At 39.1% G+C, this 16124-nt stretch carries 14 protein-coding genes and 3 pseudogenes; 9 read left to right on the forward strand and 8 right to left on the reverse strand.

Going from position 1 to position 16124, the window contains the following annotated elements:
- Positions 1-15 precede the first annotated feature (15 nt).
- Together atpD and ACTJJG_RS17405 are read left to right on the forward strand one after the other, a co-directional pair.
- Entirely contained in the window at positions 16-1410 is a 1395-nt protein-coding gene (gene atpD / locus ACTJJG_RS17400) for a F0F1 ATP synthase subunit beta (protein ID WP_002114045.1), read from the forward strand.
- Between the two features lie 17 nt (positions 1411-1427).
- Positions 1428-1847 (forward strand): F0F1 ATP synthase subunit epsilon, encoded by a 420-nt coding sequence (locus tag ACTJJG_RS17405; RefSeq protein ID WP_002114076.1) that lies wholly within the window; start codon positions 1428-1430, stop codon positions 1845-1847.
- Positions 1848-1905: 58 nt separating this feature from the next.
- On the opposite strand, the gene ACTJJG_RS17410 is transcribed toward ACTJJG_RS17405, so the two are convergent.
- The 4 genes and pseudogenes from ACTJJG_RS17410 to ACTJJG_RS17425 form a co-directional block, all read right to left on the reverse strand.
- A complete protein-coding gene (locus ACTJJG_RS17410) occupies positions 1906-2502 on the reverse strand; it encodes a hypothetical protein (RefSeq protein WP_025469874.1) in 597 nt (198 codons plus the stop codon).
- A 141-nt stretch (positions 2503-2643) separates the two neighbouring features.
- Positions 2644-3189 carry a glutathione peroxidase gene (locus tag ACTJJG_RS17415; RefSeq protein WP_005072014.1) on the reverse strand — a complete coding sequence of 182 codons (546 nt, stop codon included), beginning with the start codon at positions 3187-3189 and terminating at the stop codon, positions 2644-2646.
- 120 nt (positions 3190-3309) lie between these two features.
- A complete protein-coding gene (locus tag ACTJJG_RS17420) occupies positions 3310-4074 on the reverse strand; it encodes an AraC family transcriptional regulator (protein WP_005072018.1) in 765 nt (254 codons plus the stop codon).
- A 21-nt stretch (positions 4075-4095) separates the two neighbouring features.
- Positions 4096-5309, reverse strand: a pseudogene (locus tag ACTJJG_RS17425) (MFS transporter).
- 135 nt (positions 5310-5444) lie between these two features.
- Here ACTJJG_RS17425 and ACTJJG_RS17430 point away from each other — a divergent pair.
- Positions 5445-6098, forward strand: coding sequence for a TetR/AcrR family transcriptional regulator (locus ACTJJG_RS17430; protein ID WP_079380979.1), 654 nt, complete (start codon positions 5445-5447; stop codon positions 6096-6098).
- Positions 6099-6201: 103 nt separating this feature from the next.
- Entirely contained in the window at positions 6202-7122 is a 921-nt protein-coding gene (locus ACTJJG_RS17435; RefSeq protein ID WP_081309328.1) for a DMT family transporter, read from the forward strand.
- A 392-nt stretch (positions 7123-7514) separates the two neighbouring features.
- On the opposite strand, the gene ACTJJG_RS17440 is transcribed toward ACTJJG_RS17435, so the two are convergent.
- From ACTJJG_RS17440 to ACTJJG_RS17450, 3 genes are read right to left on the reverse strand one after another with little or no spacing between them, the layout of a single operon-like run.
- The gene (locus ACTJJG_RS17440; RefSeq protein ID WP_005072030.1) at positions 7515-8084 is read right to left on the reverse strand and encodes an L-threonylcarbamoyladenylate synthase; all 570 of its coding nucleotides are present in this window, start codon (positions 8082-8084) and stop codon (positions 7515-7517) included.
- 51 nt (positions 8085-8135) lie between these two features.
- The gene (dprA, locus tag ACTJJG_RS17445) at positions 8136-9269 is read right to left on the reverse strand and encodes a DNA-processing protein DprA (protein WP_031945342.1); all 1134 of its coding nucleotides are present in this window, start codon (positions 9267-9269) and stop codon (positions 8136-8138) included.
- A gap of 20 nt (positions 9270-9289) precedes the next feature.
- Positions 9290-10444 (reverse strand): LysM peptidoglycan-binding domain-containing protein, encoded by a 1155-nt coding sequence (locus tag ACTJJG_RS17450; RefSeq protein ID WP_032070741.1) that lies wholly within the window; start codon positions 10442-10444, stop codon positions 9290-9292.
- Between the two features lie 122 nt (positions 10445-10566).
- Between ACTJJG_RS17450 and def the strand changes: the two genes are divergently transcribed.
- The 4 genes from def to ACTJJG_RS17470 all read left to right on the forward strand — a co-directional run bounded on the left by def (position 10567) and on the right by ACTJJG_RS17470 (position 14013).
- Entirely contained in the window at positions 10567-11097 is a 531-nt protein-coding gene (gene def / locus ACTJJG_RS17455) for a peptide deformylase (protein WP_002114101.1), read from the forward strand.
- A gap of 43 nt (positions 11098-11140) precedes the next feature.
- Entirely contained in the window at positions 11141-11566 is a 426-nt protein-coding gene (locus tag ACTJJG_RS17460; protein WP_032070742.1) for a DUF2946 family protein, read from the forward strand.
- Positions 11567-11638: 72 nt separating this feature from the next.
- Positions 11639-13753 carry a TonB-dependent copper receptor gene (locus ACTJJG_RS17465; RefSeq protein WP_005072043.1) on the forward strand — a complete coding sequence of 705 codons (2115 nt, stop codon included), beginning with the start codon at positions 11639-11641 and terminating at the stop codon, positions 13751-13753.
- A gap of 53 nt (positions 13754-13806) precedes the next feature.
- Positions 13807-14013 carry a hypothetical protein gene (locus tag ACTJJG_RS17470; RefSeq protein WP_005072046.1) on the forward strand — a complete coding sequence of 69 codons (207 nt, stop codon included), beginning with the start codon at positions 13807-13809 and terminating at the stop codon, positions 14011-14013.
- A 67-nt stretch (positions 14014-14080) separates the two neighbouring features.
- Here ACTJJG_RS17470 and ACTJJG_RS17475 read toward each other — a convergent pair.
- Positions 14081-15294, reverse strand: a pseudogene (locus ACTJJG_RS17475) (oxygenase MpaB family protein).
- An 87-nt stretch (positions 15295-15381) separates the two neighbouring features.
- Between ACTJJG_RS17475 and ACTJJG_RS17480 the strand changes: the two are divergent.
- A pseudogene (locus ACTJJG_RS17480) lies at positions 15382-15952 on the forward strand (TetR/AcrR family transcriptional regulator).
- Positions 15953-16124: the final 172 nt, after the last annotated feature.

Here is a 16124-nt window from a genome sequence, read left to right on the forward strand (position 1 = left end):
ATTGAGGAGACAGCAATGAGTAGCGGTCGTATCATTCAGATCATCGGCGCGGTTATCGACGTCGAGTTTGAGCGCAATAGCGTTCCTAAGATCTATGACGCTCTCCAAGTTGACGGTACTGAAACTACATTAGAAGTTCAGCAACAGCTTGGCGATGGTGTTGTTCGTACCATCGCAATGGGTTCTACAGAAGGTCTTAAACGTGGCCTTAATGTAACTAGCACAAATGCACCGATTTCTGTTCCAGTAGGTCCAGCTACGCTTGGTCGTATCATGGACGTTTTGGGCCGCCCAATTGATGAAGCAGGTCCTGTAGCGACTGAAGAGCGTTTGCCGATTCACCGTCAAGCCCCTTCTTATGCTGAACAAGCAGCTTCTACTGATCTTTTAGAAACTGGTATTAAAGTAATTGACTTACTTTGCCCGTTCGCAAAAGGTGGTAAAGTTGGTCTATTCGGTGGTGCTGGTGTTGGTAAAACCGTTAACATGATGGAGTTGATCAACAACATCGCGAAAGCTCACTCAGGTTTATCTGTGTTTGCTGGTGTTGGTGAGCGTACTCGTGAAGGTAACGACTTCTATCACGAAATGAAAGATTCTAACGTTCTTGACAAAGTAGCAATGGTCTACGGTCAGATGAACGAGCCACCAGGTAACCGTTTACGCGTAGCGTTAACTGGTTTGACTATGGCTGAATACTTCCGTGATCAAAAAGACGAAAATGGTAAAGGTCGTGACGTATTATTATTCGTCGACAACATCTACCGTTATACACTTGCGGGTACTGAAGTATCAGCATTGTTAGGTCGTATGCCATCTGCGGTAGGTTACCAACCTACACTTGCAGAAGAAATGGGTGTTCTTCAAGAGCGTATTACATCTACTAAATCTGGTTCGATCACATCGATCCAAGCGGTATATGTACCTGCCGATGACTTAACAGATCCATCTCCTGCAACTACATTTGCTCACTTAGATGCAACAGTAGTATTGAGCCGTGACATCGCATCTTCTGGTATCTATCCAGCGATCGATCCACTTGACTCAACTTCACGTCAGTTAGACCCATTAGTTGTTGGTCAAGAGCACTATGAAATTGCGCGTGCAGTACAAAACGTATTGCAACGTTATAAAGAGCTTAAAGACATCATCGCAATCTTGGGTATGGATGAATTAGCTGAAGAAGATAAATTGGTTGTTTACCGTGCGCGTAAAATCCAACGTTTCTTCTCTCAACCATTCCACGTAGCTGAAGTGTTTACTGGTGCTCCTGGTAAATTAGTACCGCTTAAAGAAACGATTCGTGGCTTTAAAGGTCTATTAGCTGGTGAATACGATCACATCCCAGAACAAGCGTTCTATATGGTTGGTGGTATTGACGAAGTGATTGCTAAAGCTGAGAAACTCTAATTTAAGGAGATCATCTCATGGCGACTATGCAATGTGATGTCGTAAGTGTTAAAGAGTCTATTTACTCTGGCGCAGTAACGATGTTAATCGCGAAAGGTGCTGGTGGTGAGCTTGGTATTTTGCCAGGACATGCTCCACTTGTAACCTTGCTTCAACCGGGCCCGATTCGTGTTCAGTTGGAAAATGGTACAGAAGAAATCGTCTATGTATCTGGCGGTGTTTTAGAAGTTCAACCTCATGTTGTAACGGTTCTTGCAGATACTGCAATCCGTGCAGACAACTTGGATGAAGCGGCAATTTTAGAAGCACGTAAAAATGCTGAACAATTGCTTGCAAACCAAAAGAGTGATTTGGACTCAGCTGCTGCGTTGGCTGCCTTGGCAGAAACAGCTGCACAGCTTGAAACTATCCGTAAAATCAAAAACCGCGCACTATAATTGCCGGTTTGAGATTGAAAAAGCCACCGTAAGGTGGCTTTTTTTATAAGTTGTTTTTTTAAGATTCAGTTTTTGAATCTGACTTTTCATCTCCTGCCATAATCATGGCAGCAAGCTTCACCATATCCATTTGAATGGTATTAAGCTGTTTTTCAATTTGGTCAAAATTGATTTGATCTAATTTCCCATTGAGTAATGGCATGCTAAGAGCTTGTTGGTTGGCATGTAATAAACTTTGGCGAATATTCTCAATTTCCTGACTTTTGATATCTAAAGTCAAAAGTGCTTGATTTAAACCTTCTAGTTGCTGTTTTAACGTAGTGACAGTAGTTTTTAGTTCATTCTGATTCTTATCTTGGATGGCTTGTTCAACATCAAGCTGGGTATCTTTAAGCTGTTCAACATAGTCACCAGCTTTAAGCTGTAAATGAGCAGCGTCGCGGACCATATAAAAAATATTGCCGCTTTTAAGTTCGGCTTTGTTGGGTGCAATTTCTGCTGCTTGTTGTTCAATGTTCTGGTCAGATGCCTGTTCAGTTATTTCAGTCTTTTCTTGTTCGGTAGCATGGTCTTGTGCCTGATCGCACCCGAGTAAAAGCATGCCTGAGGCAAAAATTACAAAAGGAAGAAATGCGCCCTGTAAAACTTTTTTCATAACTACAAACAACATCAAATAAAGCAAATAGATACTATAGGTATAAAATATGAAGAAAGATTGTATTTTTGCAAACGAACAACACTTTGAGGAGAGCATAAAAAAGAGCGTATAAAACGCCCTTTCGCACACTTTAAAATATTATTTTGCTAACTCTGCTTCAACTGCTTTAACGATTTGTTCATCGTCTGCTGTTAGGTTTGGAGCAAAGCGAGCTACGACTTCGCCATTTTTATTAATTAAAAACTTTTCGAAGTTCCATAAAACTTCTGGAGCAGGGTTGGTTGGAATACCTAAGCCTTCTAAACGCTCACGGAAAGGACCTTCACCAGTGCGTTCCGGCTGAGCCGCTGTCAAAGTTTGGTAAAGTGGGTGCTTATCTTCGCCGACTACAGAAACCTTAGAAAATAAAGGGAAATGAACATCATAATTTAATGAACAGAACTGTTGAATTTCTTCATCAGAACCTGGTTCTTGCTCTTTAAAGTTGTTTGCTGGGAAACCTAAAATTTCAAGACCTTGGTCTTTTTTTGCTTGATAAAGTTTTTCTAAGCCTTCGTATTGTGGAGTTAAACCACATTTAGAAGCAGTATTTACGATAAGTAAAACTTTTCCTTTGTATTGTTCGAGGTCAACCGTTTCGCCTGAAATGGCTTTTACTGGAATGTGATATACGGATTGTGTCATGAGTCTTTCCTAAAGATTGTAATTGATATCAAGTAACGCATTTGTTTTAACTGCTATTGAGGGGTAGTGCAATAATATTCGTGTTCAAAAAAGAAAAAGTTTTTAAAGATACGCTGAATTCTAGTTATTTCTGATTTGGATAGGTGTTTGCCCAGTGTAACGTTTAAAAAATTCAATAAAACTTGAGCTATGTTGATAACCTAAATCATATGCTAAACGCTTGATAGGCGTCCGTTGGCGAATCTGATGAATGGCATAAACAATTTTGGCCCGATTTCTCCATTCGGACAACGAAAGCTGAAGCTCTTGTTGACTCAAACGTAATAAGTGGCGATCACTGACCGAAAAGTTTTGTAGCAACTGTTGTAAAGACTGATCAAAAAGTAAAGGATCTGAAAGTTTTTCTAAGATAGGCAATAAAACTGGATGCCGCGTTTGCGGTAAATAATGTGAATATGCAGGAGCTTGTTTGAGTTGATCGAATAAAACTTGTAAAAGATGTTCTAAATATTCAGGTTGTTCGGTTTGTTTTTGCTGCTCTAGAATTTGTAAAACTAAAGTGCGAAAAAAAGGCTGAATACTAAAGCATCGACAGCTATTTCCTAAAATAGAACATAAGCGAGGGTGTAGTCGAATACAGATATAGTGAATTTCATGGTCAATATGAGTAGATTGATGAACAGTTTGAGGGGGAATCCAAAGACCATAGCTAGGTGGAGAAAGATATAGCTGTTCTTCAATCTCCATTTCTAATATGCCATTTAAACTGAAATTAAAATCTCCCCAAAGAGATGCATGAGGACGAACAATATCTTCTTTTTGGTATAGAAATTCATGAACTTCTATACTGTTTAATAATGAAAATTGCTGATCCTCATTGTTCATCTATATGCTCTGACTCATATTTTAGTTTTCACAAGTAGCTTTAGGGTTATTAAGACCTTTCGCTAAGGTAAATGTACTCAGTAATGCTAGGGCAACGAAGCTTAATACACCATAAATTAAAGTATTTTCATTGAAATGATCAACTACATATCCCCCTAATAATGAACCTGTCGCAATCATCACCTGAAACATGCCTACAAAAAGCGGCATACCTTTTTCAACTGCATTTGGCGCATGTACAAACATCCAAATATTTGCTGAGGTAGGGAAGGCACCAAATGCAAATCCCCATAACGCGGTAAGACAATAGCACCAAACTCATGAACGGCAAAAAGAGGAAATCCAAAGAATACGATTGCAAAGCATGTACCCACAAAAGCTAATGTATAACGGACATTTAGATTCCCACTATATCCGGCAAAAGCATTTCCGAAAATACCAGCAATTCCATAGAGCAATAATAATGAACTAATGGTTGTCCCATTAAAACCAGCAACATTTTTAAAGAAAGGTGCTAAATAGCTATAGGCACAAAAGTGAGCGAGTCCGATCAATAAAACAATCAACATGCCACTACGTGCTTTAGGAGTGCGTAATAGGGCTGGCAAATCTTTCATGTGAATTGCCGAATCTGGTACAAGTTTAGGTAAAAAGATTAATTGTAAGATTAAAACAACTAAGCCAATGCTTGCAGTAATTCCAAAAGCACTACGCCAGCCATAAAACTCGCTTAACCAAGTTCCAATCGGTACACCTAGAACTGTAGCAAAAGTCACACCTGCCATCACGACCGCAGTTGCTTTAGCAATAGGAAGGTGTGAGGGGGCTAATTTTCCACTTAGAGCAATGGCGGTCGCCCAGAAACCACCAATTGAAATACCTAAAATTAAGCGACTTAACAATAAAATATGAAAGTTTTCAGCAAATGCGGTAATGGTATTGGCAATAACCATAATAGCTGTCAGCAAGATAAGCACATAACGCCGATCAAGTTGTTTTACTGATACAGGCAATAGAGGGGCTGCAATTGCTGCCATAATGCCGGGTACGGTAATAATCAGGCCTGCTGTACCTACAGAAATATTTAAATCTGTTGCGACACTATTTAAAACGCCAACGGGTAAAAATTCACTTGTAACTAAGGCAAATGCTGCGATAGAAACGGCCAAAATGGCAAACCAGCTTCCTTGAGTAGAGGTCGTGGGTCGCGCTTTAGAGATAGACGATTGGTCCATAGGAAATCCTTACTTGGCTAAATTTGGAGTAAAGAAAGGCAATTTATTAATTAACTAACGATCATTATGAAAATAAAATAGTTGATAAAAAATCGAACGTCAATTAATTTAATAACGATTGTTATAAAAATAGATGTGATCTTTATGACAAATAGGCATGAAACGAATTTAGCTGTTACAGAAGATACGCTGAAAAAAAAGCGCGGACGTCCTAAATGCTTTGATGAACAAGAGGTTTTGCAAAAAGCAATGTTGCTCTTTTGGGAGCATGGCTATGAAGCAACGTCTATTAGTGATTTAACACAAGCTTTGGAAATTACAGCACCTAGCCTATATAGTGCTTTTGGTGATAAGGCAGGGCTGTTTTATAAAAGTATTGATTACTATTTGGCTCATGAAGCCTGCCCTATTGAGACCATCTTTTTAGAAGCAAAAACTGCAAAAATTGCGTTTGAGTTATATCTTTATGACAACGTAAAACGACTGGTTCAACCCAATAAACCAGCTGGTTGTATGTTGGTGGTTGCTGCCATGAATTGTTCTGATGCAACTCAAGATGTGCAGCAGAACCTATTAGACAAGCGCATAAAAACCAAAGAAAAATTATTGGAGCGTCTCAAACAAGGTGTTGAGCAGGGTGATTTGCTATCTAATGCTCCTCTACAAGAAATGACGGACTTTTATGCCACTGTCATTCAAGGCCTTACCATTCAGGCAAGAGACGGTGCCAGTACTGATCAATTACATAAAGTTGTAGAACATGCCATGAAAGCTTGGACATTATTCTAAAAAGGATAATGTCCTAAGTTCGATATCAATGTCGGAAATACGATATTTCAATTTATTAAGACATTCTTCAAAATAAAATCTCTTTTGTAGATGGTGTATTGCTATGAGTCAGGTCATGAAATATCACAAATGGGCGTTTATTTTTCCCATTTTGGCAGTATTGATTTGGTCTTTAAATATTGTAGTCACCCGCTATGTCTCGGATTATATCTCACCAGTAAGCATTAGCTTTTATCGGTGGTTAATCGCTTTTATTATTTTGACTCCATTTATGTTTATGTCTGTGTGGAGACAAAGACGACTAGTAATACCATATTTACCTAAGCTTGCTGTGTTAAGTGCATTTGGGATGGTACTTTATCAAGGCTTAGCTTATACGGCTGCCCATTATACAAGTGCAACCAATATGGGGATTGTGAATGCATTTATTCCTATATTCACGATCTTTGTTTCGCTTGCCATTTTAAAAGATGTGCCTAATCGCTTTGCAGTTTTTGGCAGTATTTTGTCTTTTGCAGGTTTGCTATATGTCATGTCCCAAGGAAATATTAATAAGCTTTTAAGTGGTGGCGGACATCTTGGTGATGCATTGATGATTATTGCCGTATTCTTCTACGCATTTTATGGTGTCTTTCTTAAAAAATGGCAGTTGCCTCTACCAATTATGACAAGCTTATATGTTCAGATTGGGTTTTCTGTAATATTTCATATTCCTTTAATTCTCTGGTTTGGACTTGATGCTTTAAATGTTGAAAATGCACCAAGTGCTATTTATGCAGGAGTATTTGCTTCACTCATTGCGCCGTTAGTTTGGATGTTAGCTGTTCAACAACTCGGTCCTAATAGAACAAGTATTTTTATGAACTTGGTACCTGTCTTTACAGCAGTTATTGCAAGCGTCTGGTTGTCTGAGCAGTGGACCATTTATCACACACTAGGTGGGATTGTTATTTTAATTGGTATCATTATGGCTCAGAAGAAGGTGAGTCCTAAAAAGAGCGAATTAGTGCAAGAACAAAACTAAAGTTGGTAAAAAAACTATGGCATATTTTGAAAAAAACTCATAAAAATATGCCAATTTTTTCTTAGTTAAAGTTTTTCTATATGATTTATAAATAGTTTATAAAAATAGGTTGTAATATAAATATTAAAAAAGCCGAGTAAAAATATTAATATAATTTTAATTTATAGGCAAAAAACCGCAAATTCCCTACACTTTTCATGCTTTTTTTAGAGAAATAATATATTTCTCTCATTGAACCTCTTGCCACATAATAGCGGCCACTACGAAAGGCGCTCTTTTCTTTGTAAATTATCTTTCGTTCCCCAGATATCCAAACCCTCTGGATGTGGTATATACCCATCCTTTTTTATGCTCAGTTATCCCTATATAACTGAGCTTTTTTTTGTTTGAAATTAGGCGCGAATAATCTCTCTGGTAAGAGCGTTAATGATTCTGCTTGGTTGTTGGCTCTGGCCTAAGTCACCATTCAGATAGTTTAATTGTGAACCAAAGTATTGGCAGGCATCCTGTAGTGAGTGTGCAGGTTCTTGTCCACTTGGGTTCGCACTAGTCGAGACAATAAAGCCATGAAAAGCATTGCATAATGCCACACATAAAGGATGTGTAGTGACTCGAACAGCGACAAGAGGATGCTCACCTTTAATCCATGAAGGAATATGTTCGCCAGCAGGTAATAGCCAAGTTGTTGCTCTTTCTGAAGGTTGATGATTAGTCCAACAATCAATAATTTCTTGTTGGGTTGTTTGAGGTAAAGAAGTTAGCAGGTGCTCAACTTGGCTAATATGACCTGCTAATAAAATTACACCCTTTTCAATAGGCCTTTGCTTTAGTTCAAGAATCTTTTGAAAAGCTTGCTCATTAAAAGGGTCGCAACCTAGCCCCCAAACTGCCTCAGTTGGATATGCCAAAACTTGACCTTGTTGTAAACATTCGGCTGCTTCGGTAACTGAGGTGGTGATCATGGTAATACTCTTCCTTTCAATCAGACAGAATTGCTATTGTGCGCTCCAATACTAAGAACGACAACGTAAATACAATCCTGATTGTTGCATACATAAACCAAGTAGTTCTAGTTCCATCAGTGAAGAGGTGAGTTCTGCAACAGGCTGAGAGTGATGTAAGACAAGCTGATCAATATTTTGCCCGACCCAGTCTAAAGATTGATAAAGGTTAATTAAATGCTCAGGAATTTCTGGAGTACTAGAAACTACAGCCTCCTCGGTGGAGTTTTGTTGCTGACTTTGCCATTGAGTAGGTAAAGCAAGGTCTTCAATAATTTGTTCAGGATGATCGACTAAAATTGCTCCCTCACGAATAAGTTGATGGCAACCTTGATGAAACTCACTGTAAATATGACCAGGAATGGCAAATACAGTCTTACCTTGTTCAGCAGCTTTGTTCGCAGTGATGAGAGAACCACTTTTTAATGTAGCTTCTACCACTAACACGCCTAAACTCAAACCGCTGACAATTCGGTTTCTACGTGGGAAATGCTGTTGTAATGGGGGTGTTCCAGGCAAAAATTCAGTAATAATCGCGCCATTTTGAGCTAAAATATGTTCTGCAAGTTTTTTATTTTGAGCAGGGTAGGTACTGTCTAAACCAGTTCCTGTTACTGCAATTGTACGTTGATGTGCTGATGCTCCTTGGTGAGCAGCTTCATCAATACCATATGCCAAGCCACTACTCACATAAAAACCTTTTTCACTTAAGTAATAGGCAAAATCATAAGCAACCTGACGACCATGTGGGCTTGGTTTTCGGCTACCTACAATCGCAATTTGTGGTTGCAACAAAGCTTGAGCTTGGCCTTTTCCAAAAATGATAGGTGGGTGATCTGTATAAGGTAATAACTGAGTGGGATAGCCTGAGTCATCTGCCGTTAAAATAAAGTCGGTATATTGCTGGATCTGCTCAGTTAGTTTTTCAAACTGAGCTTGACCCTGAGCAGTTTGAAATTCATCTACGCGTTTTAAATGATTAGCATGTAACCCGAGATTGCGCCATTGAGATAATCCAGCAGGTTGGACCGCCTTTTCACAGCTACCAAAATAATCGATAATTTTTTTAAAGCTGACTAAAGAGTGTTGCACCAAATACCACACTTTAAGCGTGTGGTAATGGTGTGAAGAAAGTTGAGTAAGCATTGTAAAAGGTACATCCAGCATTAATCATTAAAGCGGGGTGGCTGAATGCTTGAACCAACTTTAACTGGTAAATCGCTTTCTAATACGTAGGCATAACTCAACTGATCAAAAGTTCTAAAGACCATCAGACTACCAATTTGTTGTCCTGGTAACTGTATTGATTCTTTGGTTTTAGGATCTCGAATGGTTTCACCTTGTTGTGTAATATCAAAAACTTGTCCTACTTGAATACCTTGTGCCGTACCGCGGTCTAAAGTCACCACACTATTTTTGGCAGCAGTACCAATTGATCCCATTACACGAATAATTTTGCCGCCGTCCGTCACCTGAGTGGCATCTACCGGATAAAACAAAGTAGGTAATGTTGCTTCTTCTTCTGGCATCACCCGATCACCACGACGTACTTCAGAATTGTAGCTATCAGTTAACTCAAGCGTGGTAATGTCTTTTTCAGAAGAGATCGCAATCCCTGAGGCAACTTGTTGCAACTCAATACCTAGACTATGCTTTTTACCTTTACTGTCTGTGAAATAATAAGGTTCGCCTTCACGATAAACTGCATAACGTTGACCATTAACTAAACCTTGTCCGCGCGCATAAATAGTCTGACCTTTTGCCGCCAGTACACGTTGATCGGCAGTACCGACTACATAAGGAGTATGTTGAATTGCATCGATAGGTAGAATAGTGCTGTGTTCTAACCATTGTTTGATATGTTCAAGAGGAATAACAGGTACGTTATTGTTAAGTGACTCCACACGAACTTGAGGTTGTAAATTTGTCATTTGACCTGTGTAACGGCGAATAATGCCGACACAGCCATCTCCCTCATCTTTTCCAACCAATGGACGGCCATCTAAACTACATAGCAGTAATCGATCGCCTGGATAAATCCAGTGTGGATTTTTAACATGTTGGTTGCTTGCCCAAATTTCAGGCCAGCGCCAAGGTTTACTCAGAAAGTGACCGGAAATATCCCATAGTGTATCTCCTCGTTTCACTACGTAGACATGTGGTGCATTACTTTTAAGAGAGGGTGGATTATGGTTCGGACTAGCAGCATAAGTCTCTGCTACCGTACCGAAAGCAACCCCTGTAAAAAGTGCTAAAGCAAGTAAATGCTTTTTTATCCCCAAAGCATGAAATTGAACCATGCCGTCAAAAACCTTTTTCATTATGATAATTCCTAAAAATTATGCGTGCAGATGCGTTATAATAGGCGGCTAACACACAATTTTTCGATGAAGTATTTCCTTCATTTGGTTTTTCAATCAATGGCATAAGTGAGGACGTCAGTATGGCCTTATTACCTATTTTAAGTTTTCCTGATCCCCGTCTTCGTACCATTGCTAAGCCTGTTGAAGAAGTTACTGATGAAATTCGTCAACTTGCAGCAGATATGCTTGAAACCATGTATGCGGCACCAGGTATTGGTTTAGCAGCTTCTCAGGTCGATCGTCATATTCAGCTTATCGTCATAGATTTGTCTGAATCTAAAGATGACCCTATGGTTTTCATTAACCCCAAAATAACTCCACTGACAGAAGATAAGCAGCAGTACGAAGAAGGCTGCCTATCGGTGCCACAAATATACGACAAAGTTGAGCGCCCGTCACGTGTGAAAATTGAGGCAATTAACCTTGAAGGTCAAGCATTTGAGTTAGAAGCTGATGGACTTCTCGCTGTTTGTATCCAACATGAAATGGATCACTTAAATGGCAAATTATTTGTGGATTATTTGTCGCCACTTAAGCGTCAGCGTGCTCGAGAAAAAGTCGAAAAAGTTGTTCGTCAACGTGAGCGTGAAAAAGTTGCAGTAAAACGTTAAAAATTTCTATTCTTGAAACATTAATGTAGTGTGGATGTGATTTTTGGTTTTTCGTAGTGGTTTACTGCTTGCATGTGCAGCAGTATTTTTACAGGTCGCGGTATTTCTACAGCCGCTATTACCGAAGCAGTATCAAATTGCTCCGGTCTGTGAAACTATTACCCTCGCTTTGCTTAAACCTAAAGCACAGATGGAAACCATGTCACATTCCATGCATTCACATCATGAACATCATATTGAACAGGCACAAGCCTCTGGGCAACATGATCATCATGATGCAAATCATCAGTGTCAATATTGTACCGTCTATGCCAATCTGGTTTTGCCACCTGAATTTGGCGTAAAAGAAGTTTTAGTCCGCATACAAGTCCGCTTAGTCGCTTATCAACAAGCATTTAGACATGTCTACTTTGCACTACAGCGACTTTTTCTACTCCCGCAAGGGCGTGCACCACCTCTATTTACATAAATAAAAGCAATTTTTTGTTGGGGTCTTAACTGACTTCGATATCACTTTATTTATGTTTTAGAGCGTATAAAAATGCCACATTCTAAATTTTTACTACAACCTTTATGGGTTGCGATGTTTGCTGTCTCTCATTCGGGACTAGTTTTTGCTAATTCAGAAAAAAATAATGCCGATACTAAAGCGCTTCACTCATTAGCACCTATTGTTGTTACAGCACAACAAGGCAACGATGCAAATGGCTTGATTGTACATGCAGACCCGAAACAGCCAATTCAGCCAGTGCCTGCTACAGATGGTGCAGACTACCTACAAAGTATTATGGGTTTTAACTCAATACAAAGTGGGGGAACGAATGGTGATGTGACATTCCGAGGTATGTTTGGGTCACGCATCAAAATTTTGACAGATGGAACTGAGAACTTAGGTGCATGCCCAAACCGTATGGATGCACCGACTTCTTATATTTCACCAGAAAGTTATGATCGTATTTCTGTCATTAAAGGTCCGCAAACAGTTCAATATGCCAATACAGGTTCTGCTGCAACAGTCCTTTTTGAACGTCAGCCTGAGAAACTCACCTCTGAAAAACCTTATCGCGGTCAAGCGAGTGTCTTGCTAGGTTCATATGGACGTATTGACCATAATGTTGAAGCAGCAGTGGGCGATGAGAAAAAATATATCCGTTTAAATGCCAACCGTTCAGAATCGAATAGTTATCAAGATGGTGATGGAAATACTGTGCCGTCAGCATGGAAAAAGTGGAATGCTGATGTAGCACTTGGCTTTACTCCAGATGAAAACACGTGGGTCGAGCTCACTGGTGGAAAATCTGATGGTGAATCGCTTTATGCTGGACGTTCAATGGACGGATCTCAGTTTGCGCGTGAAAGCTTAGGTCTGCGATTCGAAAAGAAAAATATCACTGATGTCATTAAGAAAATTGAAGGGCAGGTGAACTACAGCTATAACGATCATATTATGGATAACTTTAGTTTGCGCACACCGCCATTAGTTGAAATGAATCATGATGGTATGACCATGCTGATGCCGAATCCAATGGCAATGCAAGTGACACGCCGTACATTAAACTCACGTTTGGCAATAACTTCTGAATGGAACAAATGGAGTTTGATCACAGGCGTTGACTCTCAATTTAATAAACATGGCGGTAGCATGTCATCGCCAACAATGCCTTCTATGAATATTCCATATCGCCAAGATATGCGTTTTCAATCATATGGTGCTTTTGGCGAACTCGGCTATCAATGGAACGATTTCAACAAAATGGTTGCAGGTGCACGTTTAGATCGAGTTACAGTTGAAGATGAGCGTGCTGATTCTCAAGCAAAAGGCTTTAATACTAAACTTGAAAAGACTTTACCGAGTGCATTTGTCCGTTGGGAAAATCAACATCCTGAGCATGACCTAAAAAGCTATATCGGTTTAGGTTATGTAGAGCGTATGCCTGATTATTGGGAACTTTTCTCGCCTAAACATGGTAATGCGGGTTCAACCAATACTTTTAACGGTGTGAATCCTGAGAAAACATTACAGTTGGATCTAGGTTTTCAGCAACAGCATGGTGCTTTAAGCACATGGGCTTCTGTTTATGCAGGTTTGGTGGATGACTACATATTAATGAGTTACCACCATCACCCAAGTATGGGAATGGATGGACATGATATGAGCCATGATATTACTGCGGGAGCCAAAAATGTCGATGCAACCATCGCTGGTGCGGAAGCGGGTATTGGGTACCAATTCACTGACCGTATTCAGGCAGATTTGAGTGCGATGTATGCGTGGGGCAAAAATACCACAGATGACAAACCTCTACCTCAAATTTCACCTTTAGAAGGTCGTTTAAATATTCGCTATGTGGCTGACAAATATAACTTAGGTCTGTTATGGCGAGCTGTTGCTGAGCAAAACCGTGTGAGTCTACATCAAGGTAATATCGTGGGATATGACCTAAAACCAAGTAAAGGTTTCTCAACACTTTCTTTAAACGGAAGTTACAACCTTCGTAAAGATATTGATGTCTCTGTTGGCATTGATAACGTATTAGATAAGCCCTATACCGAACACTTAAATAAAGCGGGTAGTGCAGGCTTTGGATTTGCGAGCGAAGAGCAGTTTAACAATATCGGAAGAAATTACTGGGTTCGTATGAGCATGAAGTTTTAATAAGCTTTAGCGAATTAAAGAACTGAAATTATTAATTTAATGAGAGAAATGAAATGACTAATAAATTATCACCTGAACAATCTTGGTGGGGATGGAAGTTACTTATTGTGGCTTCTATCTTGAGTTTATTGTTTATGATTATTTTTTACTTGGCAATCAACAATGAACCTGACTACATGCCAAGTCAGAAAAAGAAGCAGATGATGGAGTCACACGAGCAAATGAATCACGCTGAAATGCACAGTTCATCAGCTCAATAAGTTCCTTAATATTTGAAAATGGAAGTCTAATTAACGGGCTTCCATTTTTATTTTTAGGTTTTAAAAATTATTGATGCATACTCGCTAAGGTTTTTGCCTTACCTTGATTCTGATAAAGCGTTAAGCCAAGTTTCTGTATATTACGGCCTGATTTGGATAAAAACTTTTCAATTTTTGGTGAAAGTTTCGCGCCATTATAAAGTATTGAATTACGCACAATCAGATAATAAGCAAACCATGAAGCTGACTGGTGAGGCAATCCGAGTAGTTTCATTCTCTTCTTACCAATAAAAAATTGGGTAAGTTCTAAATGTTGTCGATAAGCAAGCTTCTGCTGCAAAGAGCGTAAATGCAGATATTTTCTCTCAAAAGCTCTTTAGATAAGCTTGATCCTAACTCAACACTGCTGTGATCGGAGCGAGGGTGAGCAAACTGCATCCAGTAAAGTAACCTCCAACCCTCAGATTCAGATTGAATAAGCCATTTTTCATCAATACCCATCAACCAGCCAACATAACGCCAAAAATGTAAAAAACTCTTGGTTTCTTGTTTGGTTGGCCATACACCCAAAGCTCTAATACCGAGTAAAACTACACTGCTAAAAGCCAAATTAGTCATTGCTAAATCAAATTGATTAAGTGGAACTCCCCAAACTTCACTATCCCAACGATCAGACTTTTTTAATTGTCGGCGGACGAGTGCATGAATAAAGCGAACATAAATCGTTGATATAAAACCTGTGCTTAGACGCTCAAGTCCTTGAGGTTCAGTAATATCAACCCACCATTTTGTGGTTTCAGCTAAACGAGTACCCGCCTGTTTCTTTAATGCACCCGTTAAAATTAGCGGCTGATTAAATCCCGGATATAAATATCCCGCCATTAAGGATAAATCTCTAAGAATAAAACCATTATTTATTCCTAAACGATGAGTAAATTTAACAGCCTCATCAATTTGACGCTGATCTAACCATTCAGGCTTTTGCTCAATGTAATTAAAGAAATTTTCTAACTCAGTAGGTAGCGGCTCAGATAGGTTATCGCGGCCTTGAAATAATATCTTCTCAAAAATCATTCGGTGACCTTTAGGATCTTGCATAACCCAATCAATCACCTTATCCATTTCAACGTCCCCTTCACAAAGAGCACGTTGTAAAGACACATATTCTTTATAGTTTGGTTGTACAGGTTTTTCGCAACAGATATTTAAAAACTGAGTAAAGAAATTACTGTCTTGCATGTCATTAAAAGAAGCAAGTCGAGTCGGGCTAATCATTTGCATATCGTTACTTACTTATTGAACTGAATAATAAATAGGCTAATATGAATAATTATTCGCATTCAATTCGCATTTAACGAATAAAAAACGATGAGAAAAGCCCCACAACAACAGCGTTCAAAAATTATTGTTGACCATATTTTAGAGGCGACACAGCAGTGTATCGCGCAGTATGGATTACTACATACGACGACGCCTAAAATTGCAGAGAAATCTGGAGTAAGTGTTGGGTCGATTTACCAATACTTTGAGAATAAAGATCAAATCATAGAAGAACTATTGCGCCGTAAAAGCGAATTGCTGGGGCAACAACTTAAAGAATTAGTTGTGCGACAAGGAAATATTCCTTTAGAGCTGCTCATTCCCTTAGCAATAGAGTTGGGATTTAATGCATTAAAAGCCGATCATGGATTTTTTATAGAAGTGCTGAAACACTGGCATGACTATAGTCATTCGCAAGCTGCTCAGATTTTAGAAAAGCATTTTTTTGAAGTAGGGCTATATACATTCAGTAGAAATCCTCATCAGTGGGACTTCGAACAGGTAAAGCATAAATCCTTTGTAATTATTAATAGTACGCTTTTTACGATGATGCGATATGTAAGTCAGAACAATTTTCTTATCTCAGAACAACAACTTAAACGCGAATTATCGAGCATGATACTGGCTTATTTAAGTCAAAAATAAAAAATTAAAATAATTATCAATATAAAACAATAGCTTAATTCGTGTGGTGGTTTAAAAGTAAACGCTCAAGTCATTAATTTTTAATTTTCGCTTGCAAAGGGGATGAGATGGTCTATAATGCACATCCATCGGCGGTGATGCAGATA

Source organism: Acinetobacter sp. 22512 (assembly GCF_052044755.1).
Classification (GTDB): Bacteria; Pseudomonadota; Gammaproteobacteria; order Pseudomonadales; family Moraxellaceae; genus Acinetobacter; species Acinetobacter pittii.

Excerpts from the sequence above, each read along its gene's own strand:
- atpD (WP_002114045.1), top strand. The coding sequence starts at position 16 with ATGAGTAGCGGTCGTATCATTCAGATCATCGGCGCGGTTATCGACGTC.
- ACTJJG_RS17405 (WP_002114076.1), top strand. The coding sequence starts at position 1,428 with ATGGCGACTATGCAATGTGATGTCGTAAGTGTTAAAGAGTCTATTTAC.
- ACTJJG_RS17410 (WP_025469874.1), bottom strand. The coding sequence starts at position 2,502 with ATGAAAAAAGTTTTACAGGGCGCATTTCTTCCTTTTGTAATTTTTGCC.
- ACTJJG_RS17415 (WP_005072014.1), bottom strand. The coding sequence starts at position 3,189 with ATGACACAATCCGTATATCACATTCCAGTAAAAGCCATTTCAGGCGAA.
- ACTJJG_RS17420 (WP_005072018.1), bottom strand. The coding sequence starts at position 4,074 with ATGAACAATGAGGATCAGCAATTTTCATTATTAAACAGTATAGAAGTT.
- ACTJJG_RS17435 (WP_081309328.1), top strand. The coding sequence starts at position 6,202 with ATGAGTCAGGTCATGAAATATCACAAATGGGCGTTTATTTTTCCCATT.
- ACTJJG_RS17440 (WP_005072030.1), bottom strand. The coding sequence starts at position 8,084 with ATGATCACCACCTCAGTTACCGAAGCAGCCGAATGTTTACAACAAGGT.
- dprA (WP_031945342.1), bottom strand. The coding sequence starts at position 9,269 with ATGCTTACTCAACTTTCTTCACACCATTACCACACGCTTAAAGTGTGG.
- ACTJJG_RS17450 (WP_032070741.1), bottom strand. The coding sequence starts at position 10,444 with ATGAAAAAGGTTTTTGACGGCATGGTTCAATTTCATGCTTTGGGGATA.
- def (WP_002114101.1), top strand. The coding sequence starts at position 10,567 with ATGGCCTTATTACCTATTTTAAGTTTTCCTGATCCCCGTCTTCGTACC.
- ACTJJG_RS17465 (WP_005072043.1), top strand. The coding sequence starts at position 11,639 with ATGCCACATTCTAAATTTTTACTACAACCTTTATGGGTTGCGATGTTT.
- ACTJJG_RS17470 (WP_005072046.1), top strand. The coding sequence starts at position 13,807 with ATGACTAATAAATTATCACCTGAACAATCTTGGTGGGGATGGAAGTTA.